At 29.4% G+C, this 16723-nt stretch carries 12 protein-coding genes; 11 read left to right on the top strand and 1 reads right to left on the bottom strand.

Features of this window, described 5'->3' with window-relative positions; all coding sequences use genetic code 11:
* Positions 1-172 precede the first annotated feature (172 nt).
* Positions 173-1654 (bottom strand): cardiolipin synthase, encoded by a 1482-nt coding sequence (gene cls / locus IC758_RS18065; RefSeq protein WP_227435582.1) that lies wholly within the window; start codon positions 1652-1654, stop codon positions 173-175.
* Between the two features lie 317 nt (positions 1655-1971).
* Between cls and IC758_RS18060 the strand changes: the two genes are divergently transcribed.
* The 11 genes from IC758_RS18060 to rlmD all read left to right on the top strand — a co-directional run bounded on the left by IC758_RS18060 (position 1972) and on the right by rlmD (position 16372).
* A complete protein-coding gene (locus tag IC758_RS18060) occupies positions 1972-2742 on the top strand; it encodes a formate/nitrite transporter family protein (protein WP_227435585.1) in 771 nt (256 codons plus the stop codon).
* 273 nt (positions 2743-3015) lie between these two features.
* On the top strand, positions 3016-3930 hold the full coding sequence (murB, locus tag IC758_RS18055) for a UDP-N-acetylmuramate dehydrogenase (protein ID WP_227835027.1): 915 nt from the start codon (positions 3016-3018) through the stop codon (positions 3928-3930).
* Between the two features lie 3 nt (positions 3931-3933).
* Positions 3934-4647 carry a PHP domain-containing protein gene (locus IC758_RS18050; RefSeq protein WP_227835028.1) on the top strand — a complete coding sequence of 238 codons (714 nt, stop codon included), beginning with the start codon at positions 3934-3936 and terminating at the stop codon, positions 4645-4647.
* Between the two features lie 52 nt (positions 4648-4699).
* A complete protein-coding gene (rapZ, locus tag IC758_RS18045) occupies positions 4700-5557 on the top strand; it encodes an RNase adapter RapZ (protein ID WP_227435598.1) in 858 nt (285 codons plus the stop codon).
* An 11-nt stretch (positions 5558-5568) separates the two neighbouring features.
* The gene (locus IC758_RS18040) at positions 5569-6675 is read left to right on the top strand and encodes a gluconeogenesis factor YvcK family protein (protein WP_227435600.1); all 1107 of its coding nucleotides are present in this window, start codon (positions 5569-5571) and stop codon (positions 6673-6675) included.
* A 68-nt stretch (positions 6676-6743) separates the two neighbouring features.
* Positions 6744-7169 carry an NUDIX hydrolase gene (locus IC758_RS18035; protein ID WP_003416968.1) on the top strand — a complete coding sequence of 142 codons (426 nt, stop codon included), beginning with the start codon at positions 6744-6746 and terminating at the stop codon, positions 7167-7169.
* 16 nt (positions 7170-7185) lie between these two features.
* Positions 7186-8136 (top strand): DNA-binding protein WhiA, encoded by a 951-nt coding sequence (gene whiA, locus IC758_RS18030; protein WP_227435601.1) that lies wholly within the window; start codon positions 7186-7188, stop codon positions 8134-8136.
* Between the two features lie 153 nt (positions 8137-8289).
* Positions 8290-11859: a DNA polymerase III subunit alpha gene (locus IC758_RS18025; RefSeq protein WP_227435603.1), complete on the top strand. Its 3570-nt coding sequence runs from the start codon at positions 8290-8292 to the stop codon at positions 11857-11859.
* 208 nt (positions 11860-12067) lie between these two features.
* The gene (pfkA, locus tag IC758_RS18020) at positions 12068-13027 is read left to right on the top strand and encodes a 6-phosphofructokinase (protein ID WP_227435605.1); all 960 of its coding nucleotides are present in this window, start codon (positions 12068-12070) and stop codon (positions 13025-13027) included.
* Positions 13028-13078: 51 nt separating this feature from the next.
* The gene (gene pyk, locus IC758_RS18015; protein WP_227835029.1) at positions 13079-14839 is read left to right on the top strand and encodes a pyruvate kinase; all 1761 of its coding nucleotides are present in this window, start codon (positions 13079-13081) and stop codon (positions 14837-14839) included.
* Between the two features lie 174 nt (positions 14840-15013).
* Positions 15014-16372, top strand: a complete 1359-nt coding sequence (gene rlmD / locus IC758_RS18010; protein ID WP_227835030.1) for a 23S rRNA (uracil(1939)-C(5))-methyltransferase RlmD — start codon at positions 15014-15016, stop codon at positions 16370-16372.
* Positions 16373-16723 lie beyond the last annotated feature (351 nt).

Genomic DNA, 16723 nt, shown 5'->3' with positions numbered 1-16723 from the left:
GCAAAAAAGTTACCTATTAAAAAAAAACTATACTAGTCTATTATAATATAAAATAATTCAGAATAGTTAAAAAAAATAAAAAAAATGGACTGAATCCAATAAAAAAAAAATAATATATATAAAAAACTTTAAAAAATAAACCAAAAGGTAAAATTTTTATAAAATAAAAGATTTATAAAACTGATGATAATAGTCTAGAAATTGATTCCTTGATTTTTATATAAGTAGACCTAGAATTATATACATCTAATGTTATTTCTTTTGAATCTAAAATATCATTTTCAAATATAACTCTTTGCTCTAGTGCTTTTTTTGAAGAGTACATAAATGCATTTACTTCAAAATTAAGCTCAAAGCTTCTTATATCCATATTAGCTGTTCCTATAGAACATATAGAGTCATCTATAACTATTGTCTTAGCATGTAAAAATGCATTTTCACCATAAGTGTAGATTTTAGCTCCAAATTTTAAAAGTTCTCCAGCATATGAATATGATGCCCAGTATACAAAAGGATGGTCAGGTTTAGAAGGAATCATAATTCTTACATCAACACCAGATAAACAAGCTATTTTTAAAGTATCTATAAATGTTGAGTCAAGTATTAAATAAGGACTCTGTATGTATATATACTTTCTAGCTTTCTGAATCATTTTAAGGTAACCATATTTAATTTCATCAAGTTCTAATATATCTGGACCACTTGATACTATCTGAATCCCAATATTTTCAGAAGGACAATCAGAAGGTGTTTCACTTTCTACGAAGTACTTTTCTAAATCTAAATCTTCTTTAGTTGTATATCTCCAATCAAGGATAAACCTCATATTTAGGTCAATTACACAATCACCAGTAAGTTTAGTATGTGTATCTCTCCATAGACCAAATTTTGGATTTCTACCTAGATATTCGTCTCCAACATTGTATCCACCTACAAATCCTACTTTTCCATCAATGACAACTATTTTTCGGTGGTTTCTGTAGTTTAAGTTAAAGTTTACAATTTTTAAGAATGATGGAAAGAAACTTCCAACTTTAACACCACTTTCTTTTAATCTAGAAAGTGTACTATTTTTTAGTGTTCTACCACCAACGGCGTCAAATAAAAGTCTTACTTCTACACCTTCTTTGGCTTTATCTACTAGAATGTCAATTATTTCAGTTCCGATTTTGTCATCTTTGAAAATGTAAAACTGTATGTTTATATATTTCTTTGCTTTCTTAAGTTCTTCAAGAAGAGTGTTAAAAAATTGACTAGACTCAGCGTAAATCCACACATCGTTATTATTGGTATAATGAGCATTATTTGAATTAGCTAATGCATAAATCATATCCTTATGTTGATGTATCTCTGAATTAATTTCAGATGTAGATTGTAATTTAACTTGAGTATCTAGTATATTGCTTTTGATTATCTTATCATCCTTTTCTTTTAATCTAAACATATTGTTTTTTGAAATATTTCTGCCAAAAGCTATATAAAGTATAAATCCAAGAGCTGGTATTAATACTAATATAAGAAGCCATGTTAGAGTTGTATTTATATTTCTCTTTTCTCTAAAAATGAGATTTAGTATAACCATGAAATTAATTATATATATTGTAGTAACTGCTATTTCATATATTGACATTTCGAAAAATGATATATCAAACATAAAATTTCCTCCTTTAAATATTTATTAAAATAAGTAATTATATATAATAACACAAACATATATCTATTATATATAATACCTCAACAATAAAAAAGTAAAATAAATATTCGAAAGGTAAATTTTTCAAATTCAATATAAATTATTTCGAAATTAACAAAGTTGGTATATAATAAATAATATAATTATATGAGACAAGTATATATAAACATATAGTATATTTTTTATATTAATAAAATTTATTATATATCATATTGTTATTATATAATTATTGCCATAAAAAGACAAGGAAAAGTATAATTTTTAAGGGGGAAGGATTTATGAGTAAAGGATTCTTGACACCTGGGGAAACTGCACAAGCAACTATAAGTGCAGGCATTAAAAAAGCGAATATTTCAACACAAAATGCAATTTTATTAGGTTTACTTGGAGGAGCATTTATAGGTTTTGGGGCATTGGGTAGTATAATAATTAGTCAGACTTTTGGTAAGATAGACCCAGGAATAGCTAGTTTTTTAAGTGCTATGGTCTTTCCAGTAGGTCTTATGCTTGTAGTGGTAGCAGGGGCAGAATTATTCACTGGAAATACCTTAATGTTTATTCCACTTATGGATAAAAAAATAACATTAGGGAAAATGCTAAGAAACTGGGGATTAGTTTATTTTGCAAATCTAGTAGGTTCACTACTTTTAGTGGCACTTTTATATTATTCTTCTACATTAACAGGGGATGTAGCTACAAAAGCCATAGCTGTAGCAGAAGCTAAAGTTAATTCAACGATAGTTTCAATGTTTTTAAAAGCAATACTTTGTAACATTTTAGTAGTTTTAGCTGTATGGATGGCTACAGCATCTCAAGACATAGTATCTAAGTTAGCCTCATGTTGGACAGTAATAATGTTATTTGTGTTATGTGGATTCCAACATAGTGTTGCAAATATGTTTTTTATACCAATGGGAATGGCATTAGGAGCAGATATTACTATGGTTCAATTAATAACTAATTTGGTATTTGTAACGCTTGGAAATGTAGTTGGAGGTTCTATAATAGTTGGGGGAATTTATTATCTTTGCTATGTGAAAAATAGTTAGATAAATAATACGAATTAAATAGCCTTTTAAAGCATTGATATCAGCGATATTGATGCTTTTTTTAAATTATTTATGTTCTTTTATATGTTGTTATTTTTTTTTTTTTACTTTATTATATATTTATTGAATATAGTTTGGAATTAAAAAACTTAAAAATATGAAATCTGTATGATAAGCAAAATCATATATTATTGAATATAGTTAATACTATATATTAATATAATTTAGATAATAATGACAACTGAAGTTTAGTATAATTTGGGAGGAAATACAATGAATAATCAAGATATACATGAAAATTTATTAAATATATTAAGCAAAGATGATATAAAAATAGATGAACCTATGAAAAAACATATCTCATTTAGAGTTGGAGGGCCAGCCGATATATTGGTTAGACCTAGAACTGAAGAGCAGTTAAAAAATGTACTTCAATTAGTGAAAAAAGAGTCTATTCCATATTTAATAATTGGAAATGGCTCAAATATTCTAATTAAAGATGGTGGAATAAGAGGCATAGTAATAGAACTTGCAGACAACTTTAATTCTTATGAGATAAAGGGCACTAAAATAATTGCTCAGTCAGGAGCTTTATTATCTGTTTTAGGTAAAGCTCTTCAAAAACAAGAATTAAAAGGATTTGAGTTTGCCTCAGGTATACCTGGAACATTGGGTGGAGCATTAGCCATGAATGCAGGAGCATATGGTGGTGAAATGAAAGATATAGTAAAATCGGTAAGATTAATAGATATGGAAGGAAATATCTTTGAACTGTCAAATGAACAGATGGAATTTGGGTATAGAAAAAGTATAATAACGAAAAATGGGTATATAGCTTTATCAGCAGAAATAGATTTACAAAAAGGAAATTATGATGAAATAAAAAGTTTAATGGATGATTTAACAACAAGAAGAACAACTAAGCAACCATTAAATTTTGCTAGTGCAGGAAGTACATTTAAAAGACCAACAGGATATTTTGCAGGGAAGTTAATAGAAGAAACTGGACTAAGAGGACTTACTTTAAGAGGTGCTCAAGTATCTGAGAAGCATTGTGGATTTGTGATTAATTTAGGAGAAGCAAGTGCTAAAGATATTTTAGATTTAATATATGTTATAAAAAGTGCTGTATATGCCAAGTTTGGGGTTATGTTGGAAGAAGAAGTCAAAATACTTGGAGAGGATTAACAAATGAAAATATTGGCTGATTATCATACACATACATTATATAGTCATGGTAAGGGAACTATTGAAGATAATGTAAAGGTGGCCATTGCTAAAGGGATAAAGACAATCGGAATATCAGACCATAGTTATAAACATATTGCATATGGTGTAAAGAGGAAAGATATTCATAAAATGAGAGAAGAAATAAATTCTTTGAATGATAAATATAGTGATATAAATATACTTTTGGGTATGGAGTGTAACATATTAGATGATAAAGGTAATATAGACATGGATGAAAAATTTATAAAAGAACTTGACTATATCATGGCTGGATACCATTTTGGTTCTACTCCTACATCATTTGGAAGTTTATTAAATCATTGTAATAACTATATTTTTAAAACTGAAAAAGCAAAAGAGTATAATACAAAAGCCGTAATAAATGCTATGAATAATAATGATATTTTTGTAATTACACATCCTGGTGATAAAGGTGATGTATATATAGAAGAAATAGCGAAGGTAGCAAAAAAGACAGATACAAGGCTTGAAATAAATAGTAGTCATTCTTTTTTAAATGTAAAACAAATAAACGAAATAAAAGAAATAGGAAATAAATTTATAATAGGGTCAGATGCACATTGCCCAGAAAGAGTGGGTGATTTTAAACGAGCTATGAAAGCTGTATATGATTCAAATATGGATATATCATTAGTAGAAAATATTATAGTGTGATAATCGAAAGATAAAAGTGTAATAAACAGAAGATAAAAAGGAGGAGTTAGCAATGAAATTTGTTATAGTTACAGGTCTTTCAGGGTCTGGAAAAAGTGAAACAATGAGAGCTTTAGAGGATATGGGATTTTATTGTGTAGATAATCTACCTCCTGCTTTAATAACTAAATTTGCAGAATTATGTTATCAACCAAATTCAAGTATTGATAAAGTTGCTCTAGGTATAGATATAAGAGGAAGAAAGTTTTTTGAAGCTCTTCATGAAAGTTTAAACTATCTAGAAAAAGAAAATTATGAATATGAAATGGTGTATCTAGATTGTAATGATGATGTATTGTTAAAGAGATATAAAATGACAAGAAGAAATCACCCATTGGCGAAAGACATGCAAATTCCAGAAGGTATAAAAATGGAAAGAAAAATAATGGAGCCTTTAAAGGGATTTTCTACATGCATAATTGACACAACTAATATGAAACCAAAAGACCTTAAAGAAGAAATAAAGAAAATATATTCTTCTGGTGAAGATAATCCTAATTTAACTATATCTGTAGTATCTTTTGGATTTAAACATGGTATACTTGCGGATGCAGATTTAGTATTTGATGTAAGATTTCTTCCTAATCCATATTATGTTGAAGAATTGAGATCTAAAACTGGTGACGATAAAGAAGTTAGAGATTATGTTATGAATTCTAAAATTAGTGAGGAATTTTATGTAAAACTTTTGGATATGATTCATTTCTTAGTACCTCAATATATAGAAGAAGGAAAACAACATCTAGTAATTGGTGTTGGATGTACAGGTGGAAGACATAGGTCAGTTACTATAACAAATCTTATAGCGGAGGATTTATCTAATAAAGGATATAGAGTTGTAAAAAAACACAGAGACTCTATGTTACGATAATGGAGGCAAACATGGCTAAATTACTTATTATTGTAGGAATTTTAGGTTGGATTGCATTAATTGTATCGTTATTTATATATAAGAAAGCAAAGAATGAAAAAGTAAGGTTATTTCAGAGGTCTGTTATTGAAAATAGAGACCCTAATGTAGTAGTAATAGGTGGAGGAACTGGTCAATCAGTGTTTCTGAGGGGGCTTAAACACTCTACGCAGAATATAACTGCGATTGTTACTGTTGCTGATGATGGTGGAGGTTCAGGAGTATTAAGAGAAGACTTAGGAATGCTTCCACCAGGAGATATAAGAAATTGCCTGTTAGCACTTGCAAATATAGAACCAACTATGAATGAAGTTATGCAATATAGGTTTACAGAGGGACTTTTAAAAGGTCAAAGTTTTGGGAATCTATTTTTAGCTGCTATGAATGGATTATATGGAAACTTTGAAAAAGCTGTGTATAAATTAAGTGAGATTTTTGCTATAACAGGTAGGGTTTTGCCAGTAACACTAGAAGATGTAAACTTAGTTGCCAAATTAAAAAATGGTGAAATAGTAAATGGCGAATCTAGTATACCTGAAGAATCAAAAAATCAAAAAAGTTCTATTGATGAGATTTTTTTAAATCCTAAAGATGTTAAACCATTAGGAGATGTTATTGCATCTATTTATGATGCTGATATTATAATTATGGGTCCTGGAAGTTTATATACTAGTATAATACCAAACTTACTTGTAGATGGTGTTGTAGACGCCATTAAAGCCTCTCTAGCGCCAAAAGTGTATATATCAAATATAATGACTCAACCAGGGGAAACAGAAGGATATAATGTATTAGAACATATTAATGCGATAATAAAGCATACTGACAATAATTTGATAGATTATGTGATAGCAAATAACGAAATATTGCCAGAAGGAATGCTTGATTTATATAAACAAGATGGAGCAGAACAGGTTTTACTAGATAAAAAACAAAAAGATAAGTTAAAAGAGATGGGTATAAAAACCGTAGAAAAAAATTTGATTGAAATAAAAAATAATTATATAAGACATGATGCAAAATATATATCTAACATAGTTATTGAGTTAGCCCTAAATCATAATTACAACAAAAGTTAGTAAAAAAGGATTTTAAAAAAAAGTGTAGAAATCCTTATCATTATGTTAGTTTTAAGGAGTGAACATCGATGAGAGAAGAGGTTAGTGCTGGTGGTGTAGTCCTGTTTGGCAATACGATTCTTTTACTAAGGAAGTTCAATGGAGATTGGGTGCTACCCAAAGGAAAAGTAGAAGAAGGGGAAAATAACCAAGAGGCAGCATTACGTGAAGTAAGCGAAGAAACTGGAGTAAAAGCAGATATATTGAAATATTTAGGTGAAATACACTATACATTCAAAGAAAACTGGGATGAAAATAGAGCAGTTCATAAAACAGTTTTTTGGTACTTAATGCAAGCAAAAAATATGGATACTATTCCACAAAAAGAGGAAGGCTTTATTGATGCTAAATTTATCCATCTAGATAGAGTGGTAGACCTAGCTAGGTATGATGATGAAAAGGAAATAATAAAGGTTGCCTTACAGGAAATAAAAAAAAGGTTAAAGAAAAATTAGTTAATGGGTGATATATATGTCTTTTTCAACTGAAACCAAAAATGAACTAGCGAGAATTGTATCTGAGAATGAATGTTGTAATATAGCTGAACTGTCAGCTCTAGTTAAATCAGGGGGAAGTATACAAATTGTTGGATATAAAAAACTAAATTTAAAAATAACAACAGAATTAAACTCAATAGCCCGTAAAGTCTTTAAGTTATTAAAAAAGAATTTCAGCATAAATACTACAATTTCTGTAAATAAAAATCAAATGTTAAAGAGAAATAATAGTTATGTATTAATGGTAACAAGTGAAATGGGTTCAGAAATGTTATTAAAAAAATTAGGTGTATTGGAAGAAAAAGAGGGATTTTTTACTATAAATAGAGTTCCAGAAAGTTTGGTTAAACATGAGGGATGTAAAAGAGCTTTTATAAGAGGAGCTTTTCTTGGTGGAGGTTCTATAAGTGATCCAGAAAAAAACTATCATATGGAATTTGTAACTAACAATGAGGATTTTGCAGATTCATTAAAAGAACTTATAAATTCTTTAGGCTTTAATAGTAAAATTGTGGCTAGAAAAAATAATTATGTTGTTTATCTTAAAGAGAGTGAACAAATATCCGATTTATTAAGTATTATAGGAGGACACCACGCTCTTTTAAGTCTCCAAAATACTAAAATAGTAAAAGAAATGAGAAATAATGTAAACAGAATAGTAAATTGCGAGACAGCTAACCTTTCTAAAACAGTAAATGCAGCCGTAAGACAAGTAGAAAATATTAGACTAATACAAGAAACTATAGGGATTAGTAGCTTACCAGAAAATTTACAAGAAATAGCCAAGATTAGAATTGAGTATGAAGATATGACTCTCAAGGAGCTTGGAGAGATGTTAGACCCGCCAATAGGAAAATCTGGTGTCAATCATAGACTTAGAAAAATAGAAGAAATCGCGACAGACTTGAAAAAAAAATCATTATAATAAATTTGAGGGGACAATCTCAAAATAAGAATTAATTTCAACATATAGGGTTATAGGTGGAAGTTAATTCCTATTTTGAGATAAAAGTCTCTGTTTTTGTTTTAAGACATGTATTTGTGGTAAAATTAAATTTATAAAACAGGAGGTGATTTAATGGAAAAAGATTTTGCTCATCTTCATGTACATACCGAGTATAGTTTACTTGATGGATTTTCGAGGGTGAAAAAACTTATAAAAAGAGCTAAAGAATTAAATATGAGTTCAATTGCTATTACTGACCATGGTTGTATGTTTGGTGTTATAGATTTTTATAAAACAGCTATAAAAGAAGGAATAAAACCAATTATAGGGTGTGAAGTTTATACAGCTGCACGTGGATTAAGAGATAAAGACCCTAATTATGATAAATATCAAGGACATTTAGTTTTGTTAGCTAAGAATATGGAAGGCTATAAAAATTTGATAAAAATAGTCTCAACTTCATATGTAGAAGGCTTCTACTATAAGCCTAGAGTCGATATGGAAGAACTTAGAAAGCATTGTGAAGGGATTGTAGCACTTTCTGCATGTCTTGCAGGAGATGTTGCACGTGCTTTGATGAATAGAAATTATGAAAAAGCAAAAAAGTTTGCCATTGATTACAAAGATATATTTGGTGAAGAAAATTTCTTTTTAGAAATTCAAGACCATAATTTACCAGAACAGAGAGAAGTGAATTCTGGATTAGTGAAATTATCAAAAGAGACTGGTATTCCACTAGTTGCTACTAATGATGTTCACTATGTAAATAAAGAAGATTCAAAAATACATGATGTTCTTATGTGTATTCAAATGGGTAAAACAGTAAATGACCCAAATAGAATGAGATTTGGAAGTGATGAGTTTTATCTGAAATCAAGAGAAGAAATGGAAGAGTTATTCCCATATGCACTAGAGGCTATTGATAATACTGTAAAAATAGCTGATATGTGTAATGTAGAGTTTGATTTTAACACTATACATCTTCCTAAATATGATGTTCCAGATGGATATACGCCAGAAACTTATTTAAGAGAATTGTGTTTTAATGGATTAAAAGAAAGATATGATAATCCTGATAGTGAGATACTAGATAGATTAAACTATGAATTAGATGTAATTGAAAAAATGGGTTATGTGGAATACTTTTTAATAGTTTGGGACTTTATAAATTTCTCTAAAGAAAATAATATTATAGTAGGACCAGGTAGAGGTAGTGCGGCAGGTTCAATAGTAGCATATACACTTAAGATAACTGATATAGACCCAATAAAATATTCTCTCCTATTTGAACGTTTTCTAAATCCAGAACGTATATCTATGCCAGATATAGATATAGATTTTTGCTATGAAAGAAGAGAAGAAGTTATAGACTATGTAAAGCGAAAATATGGTGATGACCATGTTGCACAAATAATAACTTTTGGAACAATGGGTGCAAAAGCCGCAATAAGAGATGTTGGAAGAGTATTAGATATAGGCTACAATAAGGTTGATAAGATAGCTAAAGAAATACCATTTGCTTTAGGAATGACTATAGATAAGGCATTAGATACAAATCCAAACCTTAAGGATTTATATGACCAAGACCCTGAAACAAAAGAGATAATCAATATATCAAAGCAAATAGAGGGAATGTTAAGACATGCTTCCACTCATGCAGCAGGAGTTGTTATATCCAAAAATCCTGTAGATGAGTATGTACCTCTGTACAAGCATCAAGATGCAATCACAACTCAATTTACTATGACAACACTTGAAGAACTTGGTCTTTTAAAGATGGACTTTCTTGGATTAAGAACACTTACAGTTATAAGAGATGCACTTGATTTAATAGAAAAGAATAGAACAATAAAAAATTACACTGAAAATATAGATTTTTCAAAGATGGACTATGATGATCCAAAGGTATATGAAATGCTTTCATCTGGAAATACTTTAGGAGTGTTTCAGTTGGAAAGTGCTGGTATGAGGAGTTTTATGAAACAACTGAAACCAGATAATTTTGAAGATATTGTAGCGGGAATATCCCTATTTAGACCAGGTCCAATGGACTCTATACCTGCGTATATAAAAAATAAAAGTAATCCAAAAGATGTAACATACTTACATGAGAAATTAAAACCAATAATGGAAGTTACATATGGATGTTTGGTATATCAAGAACAAGTTATGCAAGTTGTTAGAGATTTAGGTGGATATAGTTATGGTCGTAGTGACTTGGTTAGAAGAGCCATGAGTAAGAAAAAAATGGATGTAATGGAAGAAGAAAGACAATATTTTATTCATGGGAAATTTGATGAAGATGGCAACATAGAAATTGCAGGGTGTGTTAGAAATGGTGTAGAAGAGGAAATAGCCAATAAAATATTTGATGACATGATAGATTTTGCTCGTTATGCATTTAATAAATCACATGCAGCTGCATATGGAGTTTTAGCATATGAGACAGCTTATTTAAAAACATATTATCCTGTTGAGTTTATGGCAGCTTTAATAACTAGTGTTATGGGAAATACTGATAAGGTAGTTGAATATATAAGAGAATGTAAAGCATTAGATATAGATGTGTTGCCACCAGACATAAATAAAAGTTTTTCAAAATTCTCGGTTGAAGGTGACAACATAAGATTTGGTCTGGCTGCTGTAAAAAATGTTGGTGTAAATATAATAAATAATATAATTGATGAGAGAGAGTCTAAGGGATTATTTATAGACTTAGTTGATTTAGTTAAGAGATTAGACCAAAAAGATACAAATAAAAGAGTAATAGAAAGCTTAATAAAATGTGGAGCTTTTGATAATATAAGTGAAAATAGAGCTAGTCTGATGGCTGGTTATGAAACTTTATTAGAAAGTGTTTCTATGGACAGAAAGAAAAATGTTCAAGGTCAAATTTCATTATTTGATGCTTTTGGAGATAGTGAAGAAGATAGTGACTTTCAACAAATATATAATTTACCTAAAAGACCAGAATATGAAGAAAGAGAGAAACTTAATCTTGAAAAAGAAGTTCTGGGAATGTATGTAAGTGGGCATCCTTTATCGCAATTTGAAAAAGAATTACAAGAAAAAACATCTATAGATAATGGAAAGTTAAATTCATTAAAAGAGGATGAAGAGTCATATATACAAATGAATGAAACTGATGCAATAATGGGTGGAATGATTGTAAATAAAACGATAAAAACCACAAAAAGAAATGAAATTATGGCATTTATTGAGTTAGAAGATTTATATGGTGCTATAGAAATAATAGTTTTTCCTCAGTTATTACAAAAATATAATGTTATTTTAAACGAAGATAATATAATTTATGTAAAAGGAACATTAAGTATAAAAGAAGGCGAAAATGCAAAACTTATAGCTAGAGAAATAAAAGATATAAAAGACAATACTGACTTTGAAGCTAAAAAATATAATTCAGTAAGAACTAAAAATGTACAAAATGTGAAGTTAGAAAGTGGAAAAAAACTGTATTTAAAAATAGATAGTATGTCTGACACAGATACAACTTACAATATTATAGAAATAGCAAAGCAATATCCAGGCAATGACAGTATATACTTATATCCTATGGATGAAAATATAAATGGTAAGCGCAAAGCATATAAAATGACAGGAGTATCCACCTTTATATGTGATGAATTTATAAACAATTTAGAAAGATTACTTCCTAAGGATAACATAAAGATAAAAGCTTAATTTTTTGGATAAAAATCTAAATATATTATAATAATATGAAAAATATTGTCCGTTTTGTGATATAATATCACAAAATGGACATTTAAGGACATTTAATTTTTTTAGTCTTGATGGGATTGAAAAATGATATAGGGACGAAAAAAGTCCATTAAGATGTGATAAGAATGATTATAATAAAAATTTGACATAAAATCCAAGGAGGTAAAAAATGAAAACTATAGGATTACTAACAAGTGGAGGAGATGCTCCAGGAATGAATGCTGCAATTAGAGCGGTTGTAAGGTCAGCAATATATTATGGATGCAAAGTATATGGAATCAATAGAGGATATAAGGGATTGTTGGAAGAAGATTTAACTGAAATGAACTTATCTTCTGTTGGGGATATTATACACAGAGGAGGAACTATATTAAAATCTTCTAGATGTGAAGAATTCAAAACAGAAGAAGGTAGATTAAAGGCAGTAAAAATTCTTAAAAAGTATAAAATTGACTGCTTAGTAGTAATTGGAGGAGACGGTTCATTTACAGGAGCTCAAAAACTTAGTGACTTAGGATTTCCAGCTATAGGTATACCAGGAACTATAGATAATGACTTAGCATATACAGATTATACTATAGGATTTGACACTGCAATGAATACTATTATAGATGCTATAGGTAAAATAAGAGATACATCATCATCTCATGAAAGAGTTAATATAGTAGAAGTTATGGGAAGACACTGTGGAGATTTAGCCTTATATGCAGGTCTTGCAGGAGGAGCTGAAACTATAATAGTACCAGAAGTAGAGGTTAAAGTAGATGAAGTTGCTTTAAGATTAAAGACAACTCAAAAAAGAGGCAAGAGACATAGTATAATCGTGTTGGCAGAAGGAGTTGGAAGTGCTAGCGATTTAGAGAAGGAACTTAAAAAAGAATCAGGAGCAGATTTAAGAGTAACTGTATTAGGTCATGTTCAAAGAGGAGGAAGTCCAACTGTATTTGATAGAATACTAGCAAGCAGACTTGGTGTAAGAGCTGTAGAATTACTACTAGATGGAAAGTCAGCTAGAGTTGTCGGAATAAAAGAAAACAAAATAATTGACTTAGAAATAAGTGAAGCTTTATCTCAAAAGAAGGTTTTTGATAAAGAAGCTTATGAAATGGCAAAAATATTATCTATATAAATCTTAGTATTTAAAATAAATCTGTGAAATAATATTTCAGGAGGAGCAAATATGTTAAATAATGTAAAGAAAACAAAAATTGTTTGTACGCTAGGGCCAGCATCACAAAGTGAAGAAGTTTTAACTCAACTTATGCAAAATGGTCTAAATGTGTGCAGATTTAACTTTTCCCATGGTTCACATGAAGAACACAAGGAAAGAATAGATATGGCAAAAAAAGTTAGAGAAAAACTAAATAAACCAGTTGCTATATTATTAGACACTAAAGGTCCAGAAATTAGAACAGGTAATTTTGCAGACCCAGAGGTATCTTTAGAAGAAGGACAAAAATTTACTATAACTATGAAAGATGTTGTAGGAACTAAAGAAATATGTACAGTAAGTTATAAGGGTCTTGCTGAAGATGTTAAAGTAGGAGATTCTATACTAATAGATGATGGATTAGTTGGTTTAAGAGTAAAAGAAATAAATGGCGAAGATATAGTATGTATCGTTGAAAATTCTGGAATAGTAAAAAATCATAAAGGTGTAAATGTGCCTGGTGTAAAAATAAATTTACCAGCAATAACTCCTAAAGATATAAGCGACATAGAATTTGGAATAAGCCAAGGTATAGACTATATAGCTGCCTCATTTGTAAGGAAAGCATCTGATGTACTAGCAATAAGAGAAATTTTAGAAAATAACAATGCAACTGATATACAAATTATATCTAAGATAGAAAATCAAGAAGGTGTAGAAAACTTAGATGAAATATTAAAAGTTTCTGATGGTATAATGGTAGCTAGAGGTGATTTAGGTGTTGAAATACCTACTGAAGAAATGCCAATAGTTCAGAAAATGATGATAAAAAAATGCAATGAATTAGCAAAACCAGTTGTAACTGCTACACAAATGCTTGATTCTATGATAAGAAATCCAAGACCAACAAGAGCAGAAGTTACAGACGTAGCTAATGCTATATATGATGGAACAGATGCAATAATGTTATCTGGAGAAACTGCTGCTGGGAAATACCCTGTAGAAGCTGTAAAGATGATGGCTACAATAGCAAAAAGAACAGAAGAAACTTTGGATTATGATAGATTGTTAAAGGAAAATGGTACTAATAATGTTACAGTAACAGATGCAATAAGTCATGCTACTTGTACAACAGCTGTAGATTTAGATGCATCAGCTATAATAACATCTACTTCCTCAGGTTATACTGCTAGAATGGTGTCTAAATTTAGACCAAAATCTCCAATAATAGCTACTACAAATAATGAAAAAACTATGAATAAACTAGCTCTTACATGGGGAGTTTATCCAGTTAAATCTTCTGTTGCAGGAAATACAGATGAAGTTATAGAAAAAGCAATAGAAGCAGCTAGACAAGCAGATTATATAGATAATGGAGAACTAGTGGTTATAACTGCTGGAGTACCAGTAGGAGTAAGCGGAACTACTAACTTAATAAAGGTTCATGTAATAAGTGAAGAAATTGTTCAAGGTATAGGTGTAGGTAATCAAACAGTAGAAGGTAAAGTTCGTATAATAAAAAATGGAGATACTTGTGTAGACTTCAATAAAGGAGATATATTAGTTTCTACAACTACTGATGCTGAAATGAACAATTATATAGAGAAAGCAGGAGCTGTAGTAACTGAAAATGGTGGAATGACATCACATACAGCTATCGTAGGAATAAATTTAGATATACCAGTTATTGTGTCTGCAAATGATATAACTAATCTAGTAAAAGATGGAGAAGTTGTAACAGTGGATGCATCAAGAGGTGTAATATATAGAGGTTCAACTAGAGTTTTATAAGAAAATAATAAATTTATTTTGTCAAGGGGCTTTATAAGCTCCTTTTTTTTTGGTAAAATAAAATATTGTAGCTTAGTAAAAAATATAGTTTAGTTAATATCAAGATTTTAATATATATTTAAAGAAAAGAATTTGTAAGAATTTAAATTTAATATAGTGATTGGAGGGTGATTTATGCTTTCAAAAAACGAGATGTATATTGTAGATATAGTAGACATTGGACAGGCTGGAGTAGGCGTTGGAAAGTACAATGGTATTACAGTTTTTGTAGAGGGCGGATTAATACAAGATAAAGTTAAAGTTAAAATTAATAAGGTCAAGAAAAATTATGCTGTAGGAGACATTGTTGAAATAATAGAGAAGTCTCCATTTAGAGTAAAAAGAGTGTGTAGTGACAATCTTAAGGATTGTGGAGGGTGCCAAATACAAGATTTAGACTATAATAAACAACTTGAAATGAAAACAAATGAAGTTAAACAAGTGCTTACAAGAATAGGGAAGTTGGATGATGTGGTAGTTCATGATACTATAGGCATGGAGAAGCCATATAGATATAGAAATAAAGCTCAATTTCCAATACAAAAGAACAATGGAGTTCCTATTATTGGTTTTTACAAAAAGAAGACTCACGATGTAATATCGACAGAAAAATGTGTAATACAACATGAACTAAATGATAAAATTGTTAAGATAATAAAAACGTATATAAGAGCTTATAAGGTAAGCATATATGATGAAAAGGCTCAGACTGGAGTAATTAGACATTTGGTGACAAAAATTGGATTTACAACTAAAGAAGTAATGGTTGTATTAGTTGCTAATGGAAACAGACTTCCATATCTTAAAGAATTAGCTTCAGTATTAGAGGAAAATATACCTGGATTTAAGACTTTAGTTGTAAATATAAATGAAAAAAATACAAATGCCATTCTTGGAAAAGAGAATATAGTTGTGTATGGAGATGGTAAAATAAATGATTATATAGGAGATTTAGTATTTGAGATTTCTCCATTGTCATTTTTCCAAGTAAATCCTATACAAACTAAGGTATTATATAATAAAGCTCTTGAATATGCAGATTTAAAGGATACTGATACTGTTTTTGATATTTATTGTGGTATAGGTACAATATCTTTATTTTTAGCGCAAAAGGCTAAAAAAGTTTATGGAATAGAAATTATAGAAGATGCTATAAAAGATGCTAAGGTAAATGCTAGATTAAACAATATACATAATGCTGAATTCTATGTGGGTAAGGCAGAAGAGGTTGTTCCTAAGATGTATAGTGAGGGTAAGACTGCTAATGTTGTAGTTGTAGACCCACCTAGAAAGGGTTGTGACGAAAAGGTTTTAGAGACAATTGTTTCAATGAATCCTGAGAGAATTGTTTATGTTTCTTGTAATCCTTCTACTTTAGCAAGGGATTTAAATTATCTAAATATGCATGGATTTAAATGTATTGAGGCACAACCTGTAGATATGTTCCCTCATTCTACACATGTGGAGACTGTAGCGTTGCTACGTCGCAAGTAATGCTGGAAATTCTGAATTTTAGCCACTTTCACAAGCATGTAGTATTTGCATCAGATGGAAGTAAAATAAGGAATAAAGAATTAAAAAGGTATTTTGACGTGTCTGTAGTTATATATATGGAGTGTGGAAATACGAAAATATAATAAAAATAAAGGCAATAATGGATTATAATTTATATATCTATTATTGCTTTTTTATTTGAATAATAACTTAGCTACTACAAATTTATTTTATTAATTATTTTTATTAAATCTTAAAATAATATCATTAAAGTAATACTTGTTTAATAAGATCTAGTAAAAGTGTTATATATGCCAATAATATGTAATATTTAGTAAATGTATAGTATAA

It is taken from the genome of Clostridioides sp. ES-W-0016-02 (genome assembly GCF_020641035.1).
GTDB lineage: Bacteria > Bacillota > Clostridia > Peptostreptococcales > Peptostreptococcaceae > Clostridioides.
Note: the sequence above shows the minus strand (reverse complement) of the source record. Positions and strands in the feature narration are given on the sequence as shown.

Excerpts from the sequence above, each read along its gene's own strand:
- cls (WP_227435582.1), bottom strand. The coding sequence starts at position 1,654 with ATGTTTGATATATCATTTTTCGAAATGTCAATATATGAAATAGCAGTT.
- IC758_RS18060 (WP_227435585.1), top strand. The coding sequence starts at position 1,972 with ATGAGTAAAGGATTCTTGACACCTGGGGAAACTGCACAAGCAACTATA.
- murB (WP_227835027.1), top strand. The coding sequence starts at position 3,016 with ATGAATAATCAAGATATACATGAAAATTTATTAAATATATTAAGCAAA.
- IC758_RS18050 (WP_227835028.1), top strand. The coding sequence starts at position 3,934 with ATGAAAATATTGGCTGATTATCATACACATACATTATATAGTCATGGT.
- rapZ (WP_227435598.1), top strand. The coding sequence starts at position 4,700 with ATGAAATTTGTTATAGTTACAGGTCTTTCAGGGTCTGGAAAAAGTGAA.
- IC758_RS18040 (WP_227435600.1), top strand. The coding sequence starts at position 5,569 with ATGGCTAAATTACTTATTATTGTAGGAATTTTAGGTTGGATTGCATTA.
- IC758_RS18035 (WP_003416968.1), top strand. The coding sequence starts at position 6,744 with ATGAGAGAAGAGGTTAGTGCTGGTGGTGTAGTCCTGTTTGGCAATACG.
- whiA (WP_227435601.1), top strand. The coding sequence starts at position 7,186 with ATGTCTTTTTCAACTGAAACCAAAAATGAACTAGCGAGAATTGTATCT.
- IC758_RS18025 (WP_227435603.1), top strand. The coding sequence starts at position 8,290 with ATGGAAAAAGATTTTGCTCATCTTCATGTACATACCGAGTATAGTTTA.
- pfkA (WP_227435605.1), top strand. The coding sequence starts at position 12,068 with ATGAAAACTATAGGATTACTAACAAGTGGAGGAGATGCTCCAGGAATG.
- pyk (WP_227835029.1), top strand. The coding sequence starts at position 13,079 with ATGTTAAATAATGTAAAGAAAACAAAAATTGTTTGTACGCTAGGGCCA.
- rlmD (WP_227835030.1), top strand. The coding sequence starts at position 15,014 with ATGCTTTCAAAAAACGAGATGTATATTGTAGATATAGTAGACATTGGA.